Raw genomic sequence first — 21,495 nt, 5'->3', positions numbered from 1 at the left:
ACGCCGTTCACTTATCTTTCCCGCAGCGCCTCTTTTGCCTTGTTCAGCGGTTTCAACAGATAATCCAGAATAGTTTTGCTGCCGGTTTTAATATCAACGGTGGCAATCATGCCCGGAAAGACCGGAAATTCCTGACCTTGCTTATTGGTCAGATGGTTACTGTCGGTACGAATATAGACGCGATAGTAATAAACATCTCTTTTCACCTCATCCTGCAGGGTGTCCGGCGAAATCATGGTCACTTCCCCTTCCAGCCCACCGTAAATGGAGTAGTCATAGGCCGTCACTTTCACCAGCGCCTTCTGGCCGGGATGGATAAACGCCACATCGCGCGGCGAAATTTTCGCTTCTACCACCATCTGATCGTCAAGCGGAACCAGACTCATCAGCTTGCCGTTCGGCGGGATGACGCCGCCCACGGTCGTGACGTCAATATCCTTCACGATCCCGCGCACCGGCGCATTGAAGGTCAGTCGGGTCAGGGAGTCTTCCCGCCCCTTCATCACCGAACGCTGGGCTTCAATCTCCGCATTGGCTTTCGCCAGCTCTTCGCGGGCGCGGACGTAATACTGGTTTTTCATCTCGGTGATTTTATTCTCAAGCTCATTTTTTTGACGCTCAAGACGCAGCACCTCCACCTTGCTGGCCGCCCCCTGGGTCACCAGCGGACGGGTCAACGACAGCTCGCGCTGCACCAGCTCGGCACCCTGACGTAAACCCGCCAGCCCTTTTTCAAGGCTCTCGCGACGGGACTGATAGAGCGCCGTTTCCTGCTTAACCAGCTCAACGTCGTCATCCAGCTCCTCGGGAAACGTCAGCTCCGTGTCGTTAACTTCAGCCTTCAGGCGTGCCGCCGTGGCCAGCGCCGCATTCAGACGCGACTCGCTCTCCAGCACGCTCGACTCGGTTTTTGTCCGGTCAAGCTGCGCGAGCTGCTGGCCGCGCTCGACGATGTCGCCTTCGCGCACCATCAGGCTGTGGATAATGCCGCCTTCCAGGGACTGGATGACCTGCTCATGCGAAGACGGTATCACCTTGCCGCTGCCTGTCGTCACCTCATCAAGATGGAACAGGCTCGCCCAGGCGATAAACACCACCAGCAGGGCGAACAAGGACCATGCCACCAGGGTAGAGCGCGGAAGGCGAGGCTCCTTCAGTCGGCTATTAAAACGGGAGAAATCATTCATGCCGCGCCCTCCTCTGCAACCGCCGCCGGTTTCATGGTCACGGTGCGCTGTGCTGTCTTTTGCGGCGCCATACCATGCTGGTGCAGGATGGCGTCGCGCGGGCCGTCCATCACCACCTTGCCGTTTTCCAGCACGATGATGCGGTCGACCAGGTCCAGAATCGGCAGGCGATGCGTCGCCACCACCAGCGTGCGGCGCTTACCCAGCCATGTGTGAAGATGCTGAATAAACTGCTTCTCGCTCATTTCGTCCAGCCAGGCCGTTGGCTCGTCCAGCAGCAGAATAGTCGGCGAGGTGATCAGTGCGCGCGCCAGCAGCAGCGCCTGACGCTGTCCGCCCGAGAGGCCCGTTCCGCCCTCGTTGATGATAGTGTTCAGCCCCATTTTCTGTTTGCGCACAAACTCCAGCGCGCCACTGTTGACCAGCGACTGGTGAATCTCATCGTCGGTCGCCAGCGGGTTACCCATCAGGATGTTGTCCCGCACGGAGCCAAAGAACAGACGGGCCTGCTGGCTCAGCAACTGCATGTCGCGACGCACGTCGGCCGGATCAAGGTGATTGAGGGCAATATCGTCCAGCAGAATGCTGCCCTGCTGCGGCTCCTGCATGCCCGCCAGAAGCTGTAACAGCGTGCTTTTGCCGGAGCCATTGCGCCCGAGCACCGCCACGCGTTCTCCGGCGCGGATCTGCAGCTTGCTGATGTTGAGCACGGTGAGTTTCTCTTCCTCGTCGTAGTAAAACCCGACGTCCTCAAGCGCATAGTCGCCGCGCAGGTGAGCTTTGTGCACCTTCTTGCCGTGCTGCGGATCGTCAATCGGCCGCTGCATCAGGTCGTCCAGCCCCTTACGGGCCACTTTTGCCGACTGCCAGCGCGAGAGCACGCCTGAGATCTGTGACAGCGGCGCAATGGTCCGCGACGCCAGAATCGAGGTCCCCACCAGCGCACCGGTGGTCATGTCGCCGCTGATGACCAGATAGCAGCCCACCAGCAGCACCACCGCGTAAACAATCGACTGCACCTCCTGGGTCCAGGTAAGCAGCAGGCCCGTCAGCCAGCGCTGCTTCATGCCGACGCTGGCGGCAACGTCGTTGGTGTTATTCCACTGATTCTGGAAACGCTGCTCGGCGCGCATCAGCTTGATGTCTTCAATGCCCTGCACCGCTTCCACCAGCGTGGCGTTACGAATGGCGGATTCACGCATCCCTTCGCTGGAGAGTTTCCCCAGCGGGCGCTGCACCAGCAGGCCCGGAATAAGCAGCAGCGGCACGGCGAGCAGGACCACCAGCACCAGCGGACCACCAATCATCCACAGAATGAAGACGAACAGCAGGAAGAACGGCAGATCGGAGAGGGCCGCAATGGTCGTCGAGGTGATCAGCTCGCGCACCGACTCCAGCTCGCGGATCTGCGCGATAAACGATCCGGTTGATTTCGAGCGTGCGCCGTTTTTAATCCGCAGCGCGTGGGCAAAAACGCGTTCAGAGATGCGCAGATCGGCGCGCTTCCCCACCACGTCAGAAATGTGTACGCGCAGCATGCGCATGATGAATTCGAACACGATGGCAATCATCACGCCGCCAAACAGCACCCACAGCGTGGCTTCTGACTGCGACGGTACCACCCTGTCGTAGACCTGCATGGAGAAGACCATGCCGGAAAGCGCCAGCACGTTGGCGACCAGCGCCACCAGCATAATGTCGCTGTAGCGTCGCCAGTCCTTCAGCGCCAGCTGCCAGAACCAGTTTTTCTCATACGGTTTGATGTAGTCATCCACGCGGGCATCCGGCGTGGACTCGAGCGGGCGCAGCACCATCAGGCCCTTTAATCGCGACCCGAGCGCCTCGCGCGTCAGCGTCGTCTCCAGGCCGCCGTCGCCGCTGAACTGCAGGCTGACGTTGCCTTCGTTGTCCATGCGGTTGATCACCGCAATCTGCCCGCCGGTGAATTCCGCCAGCAGCGGCAGACGCCACGGATCGAGGGAGACCGCTTCCGCCGCCACCACACGCATCCCCAGTCCAAGCTGGCGCGCCATCTCCTCCAGCACCAGCTGGCGCGGCGACTGGCTTTCATGGTTAATCGTGACCCGAACATGCTCCACCGAAAAGTCCAGCCGGTAGTGCTTCGCGATGATGAGCATGCCCTGCAGCCAGGGTTCGTACTGTGGATGTGTCTTCATAATCTCCGGGTTAACGCAATTCGTGTAAAGAAACGCCAAAAGGCCGCGGGGATCGCTCCCCGCGGCGTTGTTTTACGCAATTAACAGTTGATGGTTCGCCAGCAGCGTCGCCAGATCCGTCTGCACGCCGTTCAGCGTCACCAGGGTGGTTGGCGAGAACTGACCACCGGTACCGTCAAGGTCAACCTGAATCTCGGTATTGCTGCCGTTCTGCACCACGCGGATGTAATCGCTGATATTGCCCGCGCTGCTGTCCAGCGTGGCCACGCCGTTCACGTAGCTCGCCGAGCCCGTGCCGGTATAGCCGCTGCCGGAAAGCAGATCGCGCAGGTCAATACGATCCGTGTCCGCCGTCCCTTCCCAGGTGCCGACCGTAAAGCCGTTCACCACGTCGTGACCGTTACCGCCCGTGGCATCCGAGGCGTTGATCAGCTTGTAGAGCAGCGTATCGTGGCCGCCGCTGCCGATGTTGAAGGTGTCGTTTCCGCCGCGGCCTTCGAACCGGTTATCACCGCTGTTGCCGGTGATGACGTCGTCGTAATCCGAGCCGTTAATCCCTTCAATGTTCAGCAGACGCGTGGTGCCGAAGCCGGTGTCCTGCGCGGTTGAGAGGCGCAGGTCAACGGTCACGCCAGAGGTCGCATTGCGGTAATCCACCACGTCCATCCCACCGGTGTTGCTCCAGGTGTCATGGTCGGAATGGGTAGTCCAGCCGCCGGAACCGTTGTAGGTATAGGTACCCTGCTCTGCGATAAAGGTGTCGTTATACCCGGTTCCGGTAATGGTTCCGCTGTGGCCGCCGGTGGCCGCTTCGGCCGTCAGGACGTAGCCCTCTTTGCCGTTGCCCGCTTCCAGACCGCTCCAGGTGACGTTATCCGACACGCCGTTGGTGAGCTTCAGGATCTCGGCCGAATAGGTTTCATTCGGATCCAGCCCGTAGAAGCTCACCAGCGCGGAGGTGTCGTTCGACCCGATACCGGACTGGGCGTTGATGATCTGCGAGGCCACCAGCACGCCCGCGGCGTTGTACAGGTTGACCGTATTGCCGTAGTAGGCGTTGATGCCCTCGCTGTCGACAATGTGCAGATGCATCGCGGTGCCGTCAGCAATGGTTTTGCTGTTTTGCACCAGCACCACCTTGCCATTCTGCTGAGAGACCAGCAGATCCTGCGCGCCGTCCCAGTTGTAGTCCACTGCCGCCACGCCGGTGGCGTAAGCAATGCCGGACGCCAGCTGGCTTGAGGTCCAGGTGGAGCCGTAGCCGTTGTTGGTGAACAGCGTCGCCGTCTGCGAGCCGCCGTAGGTGCTGAGCTTGACGATGTCCATCTGCCCGTCACCGTTCCAGTCCACCGCCACCGACAGATAGCCCGCCGAGGCGTTAGAGGCCTCGACCGCGCTCTTGGTGGCCGAGAGCTTCCCGGTACCGTCGTTGTAGTAGATCACCCCGCCGTTGTTGTTGTAGCTGCTGCCCAGGTACAGATCCATGTAGCCATCGCCGTTGAAGTCCGCCCACGTCATGGACGCCGCCGTGGTGGTATTCGAGGCGTTAGCCACAAACACGTTCGTCAGGTTCTGACCGATGGATAACGTCCCGTTGCCGTTGTTGTTGATCACGGTTAACGAGTACGCGCCGCTGCGGTTGGTGTGCTGAACAATATCCACCGTACCGTCGTTGTTCAGGTCAACGCCGGAGATTTCGCGCCCGGAATCAAACTGGCCGTAGAAACCGCCTTCTCCACCGGTGCCGTCCGGAGACAGGACACCCTTGTTGTTCACCAGATAGGTCAGGGAGTCCATACCGGCATCGCCGTACGCCAGATCCAGATACCCATCCCCGGTTTTATCGTACGCAATCACACCGCCGTACCAGATGGTGGTCCCCATTGCCAGCTGACTGGCGTTATAGGTGCTGCCATCGTAGGTCCACATCACCTGCGTTGACCCGGCGTAGGTATTTTCCGTCGCGAAAATGTCCTGCGTGCCGTTACGGTCAAAGTCGGCGGCGGTCTGGCTCACCACGTAGTAGTTACGGGTGTTAGTCAGCGTATTGCCGGCATAGGTCGAGCTATCGCTGCTGGAGTAAGACTGGCCGTTAGCGATGATATTCCACAGACCGCTGCTGTTCATGCCGAGGGTCATGGTGGAGTTGTTGCTGTTCCCCGCCGTGGTTGCCCAGTCGGTGTTCACCGAGGTGGTATCAATCACCAGGCTGCCGGTCGCCGTACCCGTGGTGTTGCCGTTACCCGCGCTGCTCTTCACCTGCGCGGTCACGCTGTAGCTCGCCACGCCCAGCGCATCGCCGTCCGGGATCTGCAGATACCAGGTGTTGTGATCCGGGTCGACCACCACCGCACCGCCCGTCTGGGAGGTGTAGGTTTTGCCGTTCACCGTCACCACCAGATATTCACCGTTCACCAGGTCAGCGGAGACGGTACCGGTGACAATCGGCGTGGTATCCGACGTGGTCTGCGCGGTGATCGCCGCCGTGGTGGTCGGGATGCTGGTATCAACGTTCAGCACAAAGCCGTCGGATTCCGTGTAGTTTCCGGCCCTGTCGGTGACGCGCACGATGTAGGTGTGATTCCCGTCGCTCAGGCCGTTATCCTGGAAGGACCAGCTTGCGCTGCCGTTCATGGTCACCTGGCCGAGCAGAACCCCGTCACGGTAAAGTTGCACGATCTCGCCGTCATCCGGGGCGCGGTTAAGCGTCCCGTTGATCAGCGGCGAGTTATCGTCCGTGGCCACCGCGCTGCCAAAGGTGCCCTGACGCTCACCTTCACCGTCGGTATAGCTCACGACCGTGCCAACCGTGGTCGGCGGCGTGGTGTCTACCGTGACGACCTGAGACGCGGTGGAACCCACGTTGCCCGCCTGGTCGATAATCCGCACCTGGTAGGTGTAGTCCCCGTCAGGCAGATCGCGGGTATCGGTGTAGCTCCAGCGCTGGTTGGTGACCGTGGCATCGAGCCAGGTATTCCCGCCGTCGAGGCTGATCTGTACGCGCTCGTCGCTTGCCAGCGCGCTGCCCAGCGAACCGTTGATGGTCAGCGTGGTGTCCATGGTGATGAAATCACTGCCGGACTGGCCGGTATCTTCGCTGATGCTGTCGATAGTGACGCCGTACTGCGGCGCCTGCGTATCCACCGTCACCGCCTGCGAGGTGGTGGCTCCAACGTTCCCCGCCAGGTCAACGACCCGCACCTGGTAGTTATGGCTGCCGTCGGTCAGGGTACGCGTGTCGCTGTAGCTCCACTGCGTCCCGCTTACGGTGGCGTATACCCAGGTCGTGCCGCCGTCCATGCTCACCTGCACGAATTCACCCGCGCCGAGTTCTGCGCCGAGCGTTCCGTGCAGCGTGTACGAGGTCGAACTGGTCAGGAAGTCGTTATTGTCGAAGCCGGTATCGACGGTGATGTTATCCACGGTCACCGTAATCGCCGCATCCGGGGCGACCGTATCGACGGTCACCTGCTGATGGGCGCTGGCCCCCACGTTACCGGCGGCATCCACCACGCGGACGTAGTAGTCATAGGTCTGGTTACCCAGCGTGCGGCTATCGACGTAGTACCAGCTGTTGCCGGTGACGATCACGTTCTGCCAGGTGACGCCGCCGTCGATGCTGATCTGGGCGTATTCGCCGTCGGCCAGCGTCGCGCCGAGCGAGCCGTGCAACGTCAGGGACGTGTCGCGAGTAATAAAGTCGCTGCTGCTCAGGCCGGTATCGTCGCTGATGCTGTCGATGGCGATCGTTTTGCTGGCGTCCGGCGCAACGGTATCAATGGTCACCACCTGAGAGGCGGTGGCGCTGATGTTGCCCGCATCGTCAATCACGCGCAGCTGGTAGTTGTAATCCCCGTCAGCCAGCGTGCGGCCATCGACAAACGTCCAGCTCAGGCCGCTGACGCTGACGTCGGTCCAGGAGACGCCCCCGTCAAGGCTGATCTGCGCGTGGTCGCCGCTGCCCAGCGCCGCGCCCAGCGTCCCTTTCAGGCTGATCTGGTTGTCGCTGGTGATAAAGTCGCTGCCGGACAGGCCGGTATCCTGCGTAATGGAATCCACGGTAATGGTGGTTGCCGCAGGCTTCGTCAGGTCAATCACCACGTCCTGGCTGTCCGTGGCCCCCACGTTGCCCGCGTTATCAATCACGCGGACCTGGTACTGATACGTACCGTCCGTCAGGGTGCGGCCATCGGCGTAGCGCCAGGTGGTGCCGGTCACGGTCAGGTCAATCCAGGTGACGCCGCCGTCGAGGCTGATCTGCGCCTTCTCGTTATTGCCGAGCTGCGCGGTCAGCGAGCCGTTGACGACGACCTGGCTGTCGTTGGTGATGAAATCCGTTGCGCTCAGGCCGGTGTCGTTTTGCAGCGAATCAATAGCGATCCCCATCGACGGCGCGGTCAGATCGACCGTGACGGTATGGTTATCGCTGGCGCTGTTGCCGATGGTATTGCTGACCTGCGCGTTAATCACGTACGAGCCGCCGTCTGCCAGCGCGGTCACGTCAGCGCTTCCCACCGTGTAGCTCCAGGTACCGTCATTCTGGACGGTAGCCGCATAGGTTTTACCGTTCAGCGTGATGGTCACCGTCTGGCCTGCCGGCGCATCGGTGGTGCCGCTGATGACCAGCGGCGTGCCGTGCTCGGCGGCGTTGACGATGTCGTCCTGCGCAAAGGTGTTAATGGTGATGGTTGGAACATCGCCGTTCAGCGTCACGTCGTGCGTTGCGCTGCCCGGGTTGCCCGCCTTGTCGCTCACCGACGCGGTGATGGTGTACTCCCCGTCGCTCAGGCCGAGGAAATCACGGCCCGGCACGAAGACCGACCACGATCCGTCTGCCCCGACGGTCGCCTGATAGCTGTGCCCGTTGAAGGAGACGGTCACCGTCTGGCCCTGTTCCGCCGTGGTCGTGCCGCGGATGGTCTGGCCCGCCAGCTGCTCCGCGTTGTTGACGATATCGTCATCGGCCACGGTGCTGATGGTTACGGTTGGCGCAACGGTATCCACTGTTAAGGTGTGCGTGGTCTGGCCGTTATTACCCGCTTTATCGTTGACCGAGGCAGTGACCGTCAGCGCGCCCTGGCTCAGGGCGGCCAGGTCGGCTGCCGGCACGTCGAGCGTCCAGGTGCCGTCGCTGCCGACAAGCGCAGTGTAGGTTTTGCCGCCCAGCGTCACGGTAACGGTCTGACCCGCCTCCGCGCTGGAAGATCCGTGCACGGTCAGCGGCTGCTGCGCTTCCGCGGCGTTCAGCATGTCGTCAACCGACAGCGTCCCAATGCTCACCACCGGCGCAGTGGTATCCACGCTGATGCCGTGCGTTGCCGACGCGCTGTTGCCCGCGCTGTCCTGTGCCGATACGGACACCTGATAGCGTGCACCATCGGCCAGGGCGCCCACGTCGGCGGCCGGTACGGTGGTCGTCCAGGTGCCGTCGTTCTGTATCGTGGCGGTATAGGTCTTGCCGTTCAGGGTCACGGTGACCTGGGTCCCGCTGGCGAACTGCGCGCTGGAGCCGTTAATCACCAGTGACGAACCGGCTTCAGCCGCGTTGATGACGTCGTCACCGCTAACGGTGTTCACCGTCAGCGCCACGGAGGCGGTGTTGACCACCACGTCATGGGTCTGGGTGCTGCTGTTACCCGCGCTGTCGGTAATGGTCGCGCTGAGGGTCACGGTGCCGTCGGTCAGGGCGGAAATCACGCTGGCCGGAACGCCCACGCTCCAGTTGCCGCTGGCGTCAACGGTAGTGGTGTACTGGTGCGAACCGAGGGTGATAACCACTTTATCACCGACGTTCGCGCCGGTTGCCGACCCGCTGACGATCTGCGCCTGGCCGTGCTCCACGCTGTTAATCACGTCATCGCCCGCCACCACGTTAAAGCTGACGGTCGGCGGCGTGGTATCAAGCGTAATCGTCTTACCCGCGCTGCCCGGGTTACCCGCCGCGTCGCTCACGCTCACCTGCACGGTGTAGCCGCTATCCGCCAGTGCGGTCAGATCGCTGCCCGGAACGTTCACGCTCCAGACGCCGCCCTGCTGCACCTGGGCGGTATAGCTCTTACCGCCCAGCGTCACGGTGACCATCTGCCCGGCTTCCGCCGTGGTGGTGCCGGAGATAGCAACGCCCGCAGCCGCTTCGCTGCCGTTAATCACGTTATCGCCTGCGACCGTATCAATGGTCACGGTTGGCGCAGTCGCGTCCACGCTGTACTCCCGGCCCGCCGTGGCGCTGTTGCCGTGCGCGTTGGTGACGCTCACCTGCACGCTGGCGTCACCGTCTTTCAGGCCCGCGAGATCCGCGGACGGCACGGTGGCCGTCCAGTTACCGTCAGCATCCACCTTCGCGGTGTACGTCTTGCCGCCGAAGGTAACCGTAACGGTCTGGTTTTCCTCCACGTTCGAGGTGCTGCCGGAGAGCACCAGATCCGCACCTTTCTCCGCTGCGTTAATCACGTCGTCGGTGGCAATCGCATCGATGCTGATAGCCACCGCCGCCAGATCGACGGTCACGTCATGGCTGATGGTCACCGGGTTGCCCGCCGCGCTCTGGCCTGCAACGGTCACGGTGACCGTACCTGCTGCGAAGGCCGCGACGTCTGCCGCCGGGATCGCCGCGCTCCAGGAACCGTCTGCCAGCACGGAGGCCGCATAAGTTTTGCCATTGACGGTCACGGTGAGCGTTGTGCCTGCCGCCAGCCCGTCGCTGGTGCCGGAGACGATCAGGTTTTGAGTATGTTCGATGCTGTTGATCACATCGTCGCCCGCCACGGTATCAACGCGCAGGCCCGGCAGGTTAGCGTCGATCGCGATGTCGCGCTCGCCGGTCCCGGTGTTGCCATGGCCGTTGGTGACGGTTGCTGACACGGTCAAATCGCCATTGCCCAGCGCCGTCAGGACGGACTCCGGCACGTTCACGGACCAGGTCAGATCGCTCTGCACCGTCGCGGTGTAGGTGTTACCGCCAATGGTCACGGTGACGGTATTGCCCGCTTCCGCGTTCGTTACCTTGCCGCTGAGGGTCTGGCCCGCGGCCACTTCCGCCGCGTTAATGACGTTATCGCCCGCCACGGTGTTGATGGTGACGCCCGGCAGCGCGGTGTCTACCAGCAGGTTCGCGGTGTTGCTCACGCTGTTGCCCACGCCGTTGGTGGCGGCCGCGCTCAGGGTGTAGTTGGCTTCGCCCAGGCTCGCCAGATCCGCCGCCGGGACCGTCAGGCTCCAGGTGCCGTCTGCCGCGGTCGTCGCCGTGTAGTTTTTGCCGTTCAGGGTCACGGTCACCACGGTGCCTTCCGCCAGGTTGGCGCTGGTGCCGCTCACGCTCAGATCCTGACCTTTTTCCACCGCATTCAGCACGTTGTCACCGCTGATGGCGTTGAAGCTGACCGATGGCAGACCGGTATCGACGGTCACGTTATGCGTGCCGATGCCGGTGTTGCCCGCCGCGTCGGTGACGGACGCAGTCACGGTCACGGTGCCGTCGCTGAGGCCGGAAATCACGCTCGCCGGAACGCCCACGCTCCAGTTCCCCGCCGCGTCCAGCACGGTGGTGTACGTCTGGCCGCCGATGGTGACGGTCACCTTATCGCCCGCGGCCGCGCCGGTGGCGGTACCGCTGATGATGTGCGCCTGGCCATGCTCAACAAGGTTAATCACATCGTCACCCGCCACGGTGCTGATGGTCACCGCCGGAACGGTGACGTCCACCGTCAGGTTGTGATCAACGGACGCCGGGTTGCCCGCCTTGTCGCTTACCGATGCGGTCACGGTCACACTGCCGTCCGTCAGGGCCGCAACATCGGCCGCCGGGACGTTCAGCGTCCAGCTGCCGTCTGCGCCGACGGTTGTGGTGTAGTCTTTGCCATTCAGCGACACGGTCACCGTCTGGCCCGCTTCGGCAGAGCTGCTGCCGGACACGGTCAGATCGCTCTTCGCTTCGGCGGCATTGAGAATGTCGTCCGTTGCCAAGGTGTTGATGGTCACGCTCGGCGCGGTCGCATCCACGCTGTACTCGCGGCCCGCCGAGGCGCTGTTGCCGTTCACGTTGGTGACGCTCACCTGCACGCTGGCGTCGCCGTCCTTCAGGCCAGCCAGATCCGCAGACGGTACGGTCCAGGTCCAGTTGCCGCTGTCGTCTACTTTCGCACTATAGATTTTGCCGTTCAGGCTGATGGTCACGGTCTGCCCGGCTTCCACGTTGATGGTCGCACCGGACAGCACCAGATCCGCGCCCTTCTCCGCCGCGTTAATCACGTCGTCGGTGGCAATCGCATTGATGCTGATGGCAACGGTCGCCAGATCTACCGTCACATCGTGGCTGATGGTAATCGGATTGCCCGCAGCGCTGTCGCCAGTGACGCTGATTTTGACGGTGCCTTCCGGCCACGCGCTCACGTCAGCAGCCGGGATCGCCGCGCTCCAGCTGCCATCCGCCAGCACCGTGGCCGCATAGTCTTTGCCGTTGATGGTGACGGTCAGCGCCGTGCCCGGTGCCAGCCCGTCGCTGGAGCCGGTAACAATGAGGTTCTGCGCATGCTCAATGCTGTTGACCACGTTGTCGCCCGCGACGGTATCGACGCGCAGGCCCGGCAGGTTAGCGTCGATCGCGATCTCGCGCTCGCCGGTGCCGGTGTTGCCGTGGCCGTTGGTGACGGTCGCTGTCACGCTCAGGCTGCCGTTGCCCAGCGCGGTCAGCACGTCAGACGGCACGTTGACGGACCAGGTCAGGTCGTTCTGCACCGTTGCGGTGTAGCTGTTGCCGCCAATGGTCACGGTCACGGTATTGCCCGCTTCGGCATTCGCCACGGTGCCGCTCAGGGTCTGGCCTGAGGCCACTTCCGCCGCATTAATGACGTTATCGCCCGCCACGGTGTTGATGGTGACCGTTGGCAGCGCGGTGTCTACCAGCAGGTTCGCGGTGTTGCTGACGCTGTTGCCCACCCCGTTGGTGGCGGTCGCGTTCAGGGTGTAGTTGGCCTGACCCAGACCGGCCAGATCCGCCGCCGGAACCGTCAGGCTCCAGGTACCGTCTGCCGCAGTCGTCGCCGTGTAGTTTTTGCCGTTCAGGGTCACGGTCACCACGGTGCCTTCCGCCAGGTTGGCGCTGGTGCCGCTCACGCTCAGATCCTGACCTTTCTCCACCGCGTTCAGCACGTTATCGTCGCTGATGGCGTTGAAGCTGACCGATGGCAGACCGGTATCGACGGTCACGTTATGGCTGCCGGTGCCGGTGTTGCCCGCCGCGTCGGTGACCGACGCCGTGACGGTCACGGTGCCGTCGCTGAGGCCGGAAATCACGCTGGCCGGTACGCCCACGCTCCAGTTCCCCGCCGCGTCCAGCACGGTGGTGTACGTCTGGCCGCCGATGGTGACGGTCACCTTATCGCCCGCTGCCGCGCCGGTGGCGGTGCCGCTGATAACGTGTGCCTGACTGTGTTCAGCCACGTTAATCACATCGTCACCCGCGATGGTGTTGATAGTGACCGCAGGAACGGTCACATCCACCGTCAGGTTGTGGTCCACGGACGCCGGGTTACCCGCCTTGTCGCTGACGCTTGCGGTCACGGTCACGCTGCCGTCCGTCAGGGCCGCAACATCGGCCGCCGGAACGTTCAGCGTCCAGCTGCCATCCGCGCTGACGGTGGTGGTGTAGTCTTTGCCGTTCAACGACACGGTGACTGTCTGGCCCGCTTCGGCGGTACTGGTACCGGACACGGTCAGATCGCTCTTCGCTTCGGCGGCATTAAGGATGTCGTCCGTCGCCAGGGTGTTGATGGTCACGCTCGGCGCGGTCGCATCCACGCTGTACTCGCGGCCCGCCGAGGCGCTGTTGCCGTTCACGTTGGTGACGCTCACCTGCACGCTGGCGTCGCCGTCTTTCAGACCCGCCAGGTCGGCGGCTGGCACCGTGGTCGTCCATTTGCCGTCAGCGCCTACGGTCGCGGTGTAGCTCTTGCCGCCGAAGGTGATGGTAACGGTCTGGTTTTCCTCAACGTTCGAGGTCGCCCCGGAGAGCACCAGATCCGCGCCCTTCTCGGCGGCGTTAATCACGTCGTCGGCGGCAATCGCATCGATGCTGATGGCAACGGTCGCCAGGTCCACCGTCACATCATGGCTGATGGAGACCGGATTACCGGCGCTGCTCTGGCCTGCCACGGTCACGGTGACCGTGCCTGCATTCAGCGCACCCACGTCCGCAGCCGGGATCGCCGCGCGCCAGGTGCCGTCCGCCAGCACGGTCGCCGGATAGGTTTTGCCGTTGACGGTCACGGTCAGCGCCGCGCCCGCCGCCAGCCCGTCGCTGGTGCCGGTGATAATCAGGTTCTGCCCGTGTTCGATGCTGTTGATCACGTCGTCACCCGCCACGGTATCCACGCGCAGGCCCGGCAGGTTAGCGTCGATAGTGATATCGCGCTCAGCGGATCCGCTGTTGCCGACGCCGTTGGTCACGCTGGCCGACACCGTCAAATCGCCGTTACCCAGCGCAGTCAGCACGTCCGACGGCACGTTAACGGACCAGGTGAGATCGCTCTGCACCGTTGCGGTGTAGCTGTTGCCGCCAATGGTCACGGTCACGGTGTTGCCCGCTTCGGCATTCACCACCTTACCGCTGATGGTCTGGCCGGCAGCCAGCTCGGCGGCGTTAATCACGTCGTCGCCCGCAATGGTGTTGACGATCACGCCCGGCAGAACGGACTCCACGTTTACGGTGTGCGACGCGCTGGTGCTGTTACCGACGCTGTCCGTCGCCGAGGCGGTGACGGTGTAAAGCGCCTCGCCCAGCTGACCGACTTCGCTCGCCGGAACGGTGGTGGTCCATTTTCCGTTATCGTCCACCTGCGCACTGTACGCTTTGCCGTTCAGCACCACGGTCACCACCGCGCCTGCCGCCAGGCCGGAAGCCGTACCGGAGAGGGTCAGGTCCTGGGTTTTCTCTGTGTTGTTGATCACATCGTCACCGGAAACGGTGTCAATGGTCAGCCCCGGCGCGGTCAGGTTCACCTCCACGCCGTGCGTGGCGCTGTTGCTGTTGCCCGCTTTATCGGTCAGCGCCGCGGTAATAGTGTAATCCCCGGCGGCCAGCGCGGTGACGTCCGCCGCAGGCACGCCCACGCTCCAGTTGCCGGAGGCGTCCAGGGTGGCGGTGTACGATTTGCCGTTGAGGGTGACCGTGACCACGTCGCCCGCCGCCGCGCCCGTCACGGAACCGGTGACAATCAGGGCCTGCGCATGCTCGGCGCTGTTGATCACGTCGTCGTCGGACACGGTGTGAATGGTCAACTGTGGAACGGTGGTATCCACCAGCACGTCGCGATCCGCGGAGGCCGGGTTGCCCGCTTTGTCCGATACGGCAGCGCTGACGGTGTAGTTCCCGTCGGTAATACCGTTGAGATCCGCGGACGGCACGGTCACGCTCCAGCTGCCGTTGGCCTGCACGGTGGTGGTATAGTCCACACCGTTCAGGGTCACGGTGACGGTCTGGCCCGCTTCGGCGTTGGTGACGCCGTTTATCACCAGATCCTGCTGCGCTTCAGCCGCATTGATGATGTTGTTGTCGCTGATGATTTCAATAGACACCGTCGGCGCGGTCGCGTCCACGCTGTACTCACGGCCCGCCGACGCGCTGTTGCCGTTCACGTTGGTCACGCTCACCTGCACGCTGGCGTCGCCGTCCTTCAGGCTGCCCACGTCGGCAGACGGTACGGTAGCCGTCCAGTTGCCGTCGGCATCGACCGTCGCGGTGTACGACTTGCCGCCGAAGGTGATGGTAACGGTCTGGTTTTCTTCCACGTTGGTGGTGGAGCCGGACAGCACCAGGTCCGCGCCTTTCTCTGCCGCGTTAATCACGTCGTCAGAGGCAATCGGGTTAATGCTGATGGCGACTGCCGCCAGATCCACCTTCACGTCATGGCTGATGGTCACCGGATTCCCCGCCGCGCTTTGCCCCTCCACGGTCACGGTAACCGTGCCCGCGCCGAGCGCGCTGACGTCTGCCGCCGGAATGGCCGCCGTCCAGGTGCCGTCCGCCAGTACGGTGGCCGCGTAGGTTTTGCCGTTGACGGTGACCGTCAGCGCGGAGCCGCTCGCCAGTCCGTCGCTGGAGCCGGTAATAACCAGGTTTTGAGCGTGCTCAATGCTATTGATCACATCGTCGCCTGCCACGGTATCGACGCGCAGGCCCGGCAGGTTTGCGTCGATGCTGATGTCGCGCTCGCCGGTGCCGGTGTTGCCGTGGCCGTTGGTGACGCTGGCTGACACCGTCAGATCGCCGTTACCGATGGCGGTTAAGACCGAGGACGGCACGTTGACCGACCAGCTCAGATCGTCCTGAACCGTCGCAGTATAGATATTGCCGCCGATGGAAATTGTGACAGTGTCACCGCTCGCCGCACCGCTCACTTTCCCGCTCAGGGTCTGCCCGGCAGCTACTTCCGCGGCGTTAATGACATCATCCGTGGCGACCGGGTTGATGGTGACCTGCGGCAGCGCGCTGTCGACCAGCACGCTGTGGCCGGTGCTCGCGCTGTTGCCCGCGGCGTCAGTCACGCTCGCCGTCACGACGTAGCTCGCTTCGCCCAGCACCGAGACGTTTGCCGCCGGAACGGTCACGCTCCAGTTCCCGCTCGCGTCGGTGGTGGCCGTATAGCTGATTCCGTTCAGGGTCACCGTAATGGTCGTTCCGTCCGGCTGGTTACTGGTGCCGGATACCTGCAGATCCTGGCCTTTCTCGGTCGCGTTGATCACGTCGTCAACCGCCAGGGTATTGATGGCAATGACCGGCGCGGTCAGGGAGACGTCAAATTCGTGTGTCGCAGTGGCGCTGTTACCGGCTTTGTCGGTGAGGGTCGCGGAGATCGTCTGGTCACCATTGGCCAGCGCGCCCACGTCCGCCGCCGGAACGCCCACGCTCCAGTTGCCGGACGCGTCCAGCATGGCGGTGTAGTCTTTACCGTTCAGGGTCACGGTAATCACGTCGCCCGCCTGCGCGCCCGTCACCTTACCGGAGACGATCAGCGCCTGGCCGTGCTCGGCAATATTCACGATGTCGTCGCCGGCAACGATGTTGAAGGTGATCTGCGGCACGGTGGTGTCCACCAGCACCGAGGATCCCGCACTGGCCGGGTTACCTGCTTTATCGGACACGGTCGCCGTGACCGCCGCGCTGCCGTCGGTAATGCCTGCCAGATCCGCCGCAGGCACGTCGAGCGTCCAGCTGCCGTCCGCCTGCACCTGCGCGCTGTACTGATTGCCGTTGAAGGTCACGGTGACCGTCTGGCCTGCTTCGGCCGTAGACGTCCCGCTCAGGGTCAGATCCTGCGCCGCCTCAGCCGCATTCAGCATGTTATCGCCGCTGATGGTGTTAATGGTCACCGTCGGCGCGGTGGTGTCGACGCTGAATGCCTGCGCCGAAGAGGCCGTGTTGCCGTTCACGTTGGTGACGCTGACCTGCACGCTGGCGTCGCCCTCTTTCAGGCCGCTCAGATCGGCAGCCGGAACGGTCCAGGTCCAGTCGCCATTGCCATCCACCGTCGTGGTATACGTTTTCCCTGCGAAGGTGATGGTGACGGTCTGGCCCGCTTCAACGTTGGATGTCGTACCGGACAGCACCAGATCCTGGCCTTTTTCCGCCGCGTTAAGCACGTTATCGTCGGTCACGCTGCTGATGGTGATGGCGACCGGCGCGAGATCGACGTCCACGACGGTCCCGATGGTTACCGGGTTGCCGGAGGCATCCTGCGCGCTTGCCTTGATATCCAGCGAGCCATCCGCCCACTGGGACACGTCCGCCGCCGGTACCGCCGCCTGCCAGGAGCCGTCTGCCAGCACCGTTGCGGAATACGCTTTGCCGTTGATGGTCACGGTCACGGCACTGCCCGCCGCCAGATCGGTGCTGGTGCCGGACACAATCAGGTTCTGCGCGTGTTCAATCACGTTAATCACGTCGTCGCCTGCGACCGTATCAATACGTAGCCCCGGAAGCTGGGCGTCGATGGTGAAGTCGAGAGAAGAAGAGCCGGTATTGCCGTGGCCGTTGGTCACGCTGGCCGATACGGTGAGATCGCCGTTGCCGAGCGCGGTGAACTGACTCTCCGTTAACGGCAGGCTCCAGGTGAGATCGTCCTGCACGGTTGCCGTGTATGTCTGACCGCCGAGGATAATCGTGACAGTGTCACCTGCCGCCGCGTTCGTCACCTTACCGGAAAGGGTTTGCCCCGCCACCACTTCCGCCGCGTTAACGATATTGTTGCCCGCCAGCGTGTTGATCGTTACCACCGGCAGCGAGCTGTCCACCAGCACATCGTGCGAGGTTGAGGCGCTGTTGCCTACGCTATCGGTGACGTTCGCCGTCACGGTGTAATTCGCTTCGCCCAGCGCCGAGACGTTTGCCGCCGGAACGGTCAGGCTCCAGTTGCCGCTGGCGTCAGCGGTGGCCGTATAGTGTATGCCGTTCAGGGTCACCGTAATGGTCGTGCCTTCCGGCTGGTTGCTGGTGCCGGAAATCTGCAGATCTTCGCCTTTCTCGGTCGCGTTAATCACGTCGTCTGCCGCCAGCGTGTTGATACCGATGACAGGCGTCACGGTATTCACCACCACATCCAGCGAAGTGCTTCCGGTATTGCCGGACCTGTCGGTCACGGAGACGTCGATGGTCCAGGTGCCGTCCGTCAGCCCCTGCACGACGGACGCCGGCAGGCCAAGGCTCCAGTTGCCCGCTGCATCCACCACGGTGGTGTAATCGACGCTGTTAATGGTAATGGTCACAAGGTCGCCCGCCGCCGCACCGGTGACGGAGCCGCTCAGGATCTGCGCCTGTGAATGGGCGAGCTGGTTAACGGTGTTAGTGTCGGTGACAAAGTCGTTAATGGTCACCTGCGGCACGGTCGCGTCCACCAGACCCACGCGGTCGGCGCTGCTGCTGTTGCCCGCCACGTCGCTCACGGTGGCCGTCACGGTCACGATGCCATCGTTGAGGGCGCCGACATCAGCCGCCGGTACGATCAGCTGCCAGGTACCGTCCGTCTGGACCGTGGTCTGGTACGTTTTGCCGTTCAGCGTCACGGTGACCGTCTGGCCTGCTTCCGCACTGCTGGTGCCGCTCAAGGCTAAATCCTGCTGCGCCTCAGCCGCGTTGATGATGTTGTCGGCGGTCAGATTATCGAGCGTAATCGCTGGCGGCAGCGTATCCACCGTGACCACGCGCGACGCGTCGGCACTGTTGCCGTTGACGTTCGTGACGCTGACGCTCACCTGCGCGCGCCCGTCGATCAGGGTTTCCATGGCGCTGGCAGGCACGGTCAGGCTCCAGGAGCCGTCCTGCTGCACCTGTGCGGTAAAGGTCTGGTCGGCGAATTTCACCACCACGGTCTGCCCCGCCTCCACGCCCTGCGTCTGGCCGGAAAGGGTTAAATCGGCGCCTTTTTCTGCCGCATTCAGCAGGTCGTCGCCGGAGACGGTATCAATGGTGACCGCCACGGCGTTCAGATCGAGTTCAATCGGGTGTTCAGCCGCAACGGTATTGCCCCAGGCATCTTCAGCGCTGACGCTTACCGTCACCTCTCCCGCCGTCCAGGCCTGCAGGTCCGCGGCCGGGACGCCGATCTGCCAGTGGCCGCTGGCGTTCACCGCGGTAACGTACTCAACGTTATTGATGGTGACGGTAATCTGCGTGCCGGCAGCCAGATGGGTGCTGGAGCCGGTGACGGTCAGATCCTGCTGCTGCTCAATGGCGTTGACCACGTCATCGCCGGAAATGGTGTTCACACGCAGGCCCGGCAGCTGTGCGTTGATGTTGATATCGCGCTCGCCGGTACCGGTATTGCCGTGCGAATTGGTCACCGACGCGGTGAAGGTTAAATCGCCGTCGCCGAACGCCTGAAGATCCGCTGACGGGATTTTTACGCTCCAGGTCAGATCGCTGCCCACCGTGGCGGTGTAGCTCTTTCCGCCCACGGTGACAGAAACGGTATCGCCCGCCGCCGCGCCGGTGACGCGACCGCTGAGCGTTTGATCCACACCCGCTTCGGCGTTATTGACCAGGTTGTCCCCCGCAAAGGTGTTGATGATCACCTGCGGCAGCACGGTATCCACCAGCAGCGTCGCCGCGGCAGAGCCGCTGTTACCCACGCTGTCAGTACCGCTGACGCTGACGGTGTAAAGGGTGTTCGCCAGATTCAGGACGTCGGAAACCGGCACCTGGACCGCCCAGATGCCGTTTTCAACGGTGGCCTGATAGCTGACGTTGTTCAGCGTCACGGTGATGGCGCTGCCGTCAGGCAGGTTGCTGGTGCCGGTCAGGCTCAGCGGTTGCATTGCCTCCTGAGCATTCAACACGTTGTCCTGGCTAATGGCATCAATCGTAAATTCTGGCGGGTTGCCGCTCAGCGTAATGCCGTGTGTGGCGCTGCCGGTGTTGCCTGCCGCGTCGGTCACGGAAACTGAAATCGTATGGTTACCTTCCCCCAGCGCGCCCAGCACGGACGCCGGAACGCCTACGCTCCAGCTGCCGTCCGCCAGCACCACGCCGGTGAAGGACTGGCCGCCAACGGTCACGGTGACCACATCCCCCGCGGCGGCGCCGTTTGCCTGCCCGGAGATAATCTGCGCCTGGCCCTGCTCGCTGGTATTGAGAATATCGTCGCCCGCCACGGTATCGATGGTGACGACCGGCGCGGTGGTATCCACCGCAAAATCGGCGGTGACAGACGAGCCGTTGCCCGCTTTATCGCTGACGTTCACCGTCAGGGTGTGATTGCCCTCGCTGAGCGCCTGCACATCGCCCGCCGCAAGCGTGACGGACCAGGTGCCGTCGCTGCCCACCGTGGCGTTGTAGTTTTTACCGTTCAGCGTGACCGTGACGATCTGACCGGCTTCCGCATTCGTTTTGCCGGTCAGCGTCAGCGGCTGGCTGTGCTCGGCGGCATTAATAATGTTGTCCTGCGAGAGGGTATCGACAGAGAGGGTTGGCGCGACGGTATCCACGCCGATTGTCTGGCTGCCGCTCACGGTGTTACCCGCCGCGTCTTTGCCGCTGACGTTGACCGTCCAGGTGCCATCGCCCAGCGCCTGCGCGTCGGCCGCGGGTACGTTAACGCTCCACGTCCCGTCAGCGCCCACCACGGCCCCGTAGGTTTTACCGTTCAGCGTCACGGTAAGTTCGGTGCCCTGCGCCAGATTCTTGCTGGCGCCGGAGAGCGTAAAGCCTGCGGATTGCTCGCTGGCGTTAAGCACGTTATCGCCCGCCGTGGTGGCCAGCGTAATGGCGGCCTCGGCGGTCGAGACCGTTACGGTGATATTGCCCGCATCGGTAGTCTTACTGCCGTCGATCTGCACCACCGACCAGGTGTGTTCCCCGTCCGTCTGGGTCGGTAATTTTACCGTCCAGGTGCCCTCTTTACTCACCATGGCGCTGGCGATGGTGCTGCCGCTGCTGTCTTTAATCTGGATCGTCGCGCCCGGCTGACCGGTACCGCTAAAGGTTGGCGTGTTGTCATCCGTGATCGCGTTTGCTGTCAGCACGCCCTGCTTGTCGCCCGCTTTATCCGACAGCAGGAAGGTTGGCGTGGCGCTTTCCACCTCTTTCGTATTATCAATAACTTTTGTTTTAGTATCGCCGTCGCCGCCGTTTGCCAGCAGCGCCCCGATGGCACCGCCGCCTAATGCAGCTCCCGCAATCCAGCCCCACGGCGCATCGCTTAAGACGCTTTCCTGCTCCAGGAAAGGTTGAATGCTGCTAATCGGTGTGGCCTGCGCGGTTAACTCGGTCACCGCCACGCCTGATGCTTCCCCGGCATCGGCAAAAGAAATATGCGTCAGTTCCTGACGATCGTTGAATACCAGCTCTGACTGAGTATGCGTTTCAGGATCTTCAACAAAATAGTTATTGCAGCGAATCACGCTGCCATCTTTCATATAAATGAGGAGGTCTTTCCCCTGACGGACATAACGCGCCACATCCTGAGCAGAACCCTGGATTTCAATCACGCTCGGGGATGAAATAGAGACCGACAAATTCCCTTCGCCGGTTAATTTCGTTTTCTCCGCCGTTTTGCGAATGATGACATCAACAACCTTTATGTTACTCATATTTCTCTCCTTGCAGGTGTACGGATTCCTGTGGATATGTCCACCAGACGGAT

3 protein-coding genes are annotated in these 21,495 nt (G+C 62.7%); all 3 read right to left on the bottom strand.

Features of this window, described 5'->3' with window-relative positions:
- Nucleotides 1-11: 11 nt before the first annotated feature.
- The 3 genes from V1572_RS13515 to V1572_RS13505 all read right to left on the bottom strand — a co-directional run bounded on the left by V1572_RS13515 (nucleotide 12) and on the right by V1572_RS13505 (nucleotide 21,442).
- Nucleotides 12-1,187, bottom strand: a complete 1,176-nt coding sequence (locus V1572_RS13515; protein ID WP_045910492.1) for an HlyD family type I secretion periplasmic adaptor subunit — start codon at nucleotides 1,185-1,187, stop codon at nucleotides 12-14.
- Nucleotides 1,184-3,364: a type I secretion system permease/ATPase gene (locus tag V1572_RS13510; protein ID WP_395299211.1), complete on the bottom strand. Its 2,181-nt coding sequence runs from the start codon at nucleotides 3,362-3,364 to the stop codon at nucleotides 1,184-1,186. The genes V1572_RS13515 and V1572_RS13510 overlap by 4 nt, the downstream gene beginning before the upstream one ends.
- 72 nt (nucleotides 3,365-3,436) lie before the next feature.
- Nucleotides 3,437-21,442, bottom strand: coding sequence for an Ig-like domain-containing protein (locus V1572_RS13505; RefSeq protein ID WP_395299210.1), 18,006 nt, complete (start codon nucleotides 21,440-21,442; stop codon nucleotides 3,437-3,439).
- Nucleotides 21,443-21,495 lie beyond the last annotated feature (53 nt).

The sequence above is a fragment of the Enterobacter quasiroggenkampii genome (assembly GCF_043972695.1).
GTDB classification, from domain to species: Bacteria; Pseudomonadota; Gammaproteobacteria; order Enterobacterales; family Enterobacteriaceae; genus Enterobacter; species Enterobacter quasiroggenkampii.
The sequence above is the reverse complement of the archived record's forward strand: the minus strand, read 5'-3'. Positions and strand labels throughout refer to the sequence as shown.

What these genes read in the sequence shown, in the direction of transcription:
- V1572_RS13505 (WP_395299210.1), bottom strand. Translation starts at nt 21,442, where the DNA reads ATGAGTAACATAAAGGTTGTTGATGTCATCATTCGCAAAACGGCGGAG.
- V1572_RS13515 (WP_045910492.1), bottom strand. Translation starts at nt 1,187, where the DNA reads ATGAATGATTTCTCCCGTTTTAATAGCCGACTGAAGGAGCCTCGCCTT.
- V1572_RS13510 (WP_395299211.1), bottom strand. Translation starts at nt 3,364, where the DNA reads ATGAAGACACATCCACAGTACGAACCCTGGCTGCAGGGCATGCTCATC.